Source organism: Campylobacter sp. IFREMER_LSEM_CL2090 (genome assembly GCF_025771865.1).
In the GTDB taxonomy this organism is placed as follows: domain Bacteria; phylum Campylobacterota; class Campylobacteria; order Campylobacterales; family Campylobacteraceae; genus Campylobacter_D; species Campylobacter_D lari_D.
Genome location: NZ_JAKMRA010000029.1, coordinates 1 through 1,181, shown reverse-complemented (window position 1 = coordinate 1,181; position 1,181 = coordinate 1). Strand labels below are relative to the sequence as shown.

The window sequence follows — 1,181 nt, the reverse complement described above, 5'->3', positions numbered from 1 at the left end:
TTAAGACAAATTTGATACAGCCATTTTTTCTGTTAATGCGTCTTGTATCATAAGGATTTTTTAAAGAATATTTAGTGCAATTTACTACCCAAGTGTGAATTATTTTTTCTAATCTATCACTTTTGTTTTGTGTAGGAGTTTCATCTAGTTTTATCTCATCTTTAGGATTATCAGCAGATACAGTTTTTTTGAAAAATATATTTTTAAACACAGAATAACTTGCCTTTTTTAACAAAAATTTATAATATTTTATCATACAAAAATTACAAAATCATAACATTTTCATTTTTTAAAAAAACACAGCAAATCTCAAAAAAATCTCAAAAAAATACTAAAGGTAACGAAAACATATAATCTAATACTTACGAAGTAATGTATAGGTGTACGATTATTTTTAACAAAAATGACAAATTTTATAAAAATCTATAAAAAATACACCAAAAATTTATCAAAATATACGAAATATATACTTTTTAGGCTAAAGGTAACGAAAACGGCATATTTACATAAGTATGGAGTAGTGAATTATTTTTATATTGCGGAAAAATATACGAAATATATACTTTTTTACATTAAAGGTAATGAAAATGGCATATCTGCTTAGCACAGAGTAGTGATTATCTTAAAATGGGCTATTTTTTATAAATTTTAACCTATAAAACTCCAAAAAGAAAGCTTTAAAATACAGCTTAAAATTTCCATTTTACTAAACTTTTTATCAAAACAAAAAAAGGTAAGATTTTTTGAAAAATTAACTTGTATTTTTTTGGATATTTTTTTATAACTTTAATAAAATGAAGATATATTTTAAGAAAAAATGAGAGTATTTTTAAGCTAGCGATCCAACTAAAATAAATTTCATTTTTATAAAAAATAAAAAAGATAAAATCAGATTAATTTTTATTTTAATATCAATCATGATCACCTCCTTATAATTTAATAAAATATAAAAAGGATCGCAGCTCCAGCTAATCGCTAGCTTAAAAGTACTAAGTGATATAATTTTATAATAATTTTAAATTAAAATAATTTTTTTATATTTTTGATAAAAAGATTAAGATGTATATAAAATAATATTTGCTTAATCCTAAAAGCAAAAAACCGAAAAAGCCGAGAAACCATTATTTTACCAATGCTAATAATTATAAAATTTCATATGTTTTAATGGTTTAACTAATTTT

1 protein-coding gene is annotated in these 1,181 nt (G+C 21.3%); it reads right to left on the bottom strand.

Going from position 1 to position 1,181, the window contains the following annotated elements; genetic code table 11:
- Window positions 1-211 (bottom strand): hypothetical protein (locus L8V85_RS08270; protein WP_263737823.1); only part of this gene is annotated, 211 nt, incomplete at its 3' end.
- Between the last annotated feature and the right edge of the window lie 970 nt (window positions 212-1,181).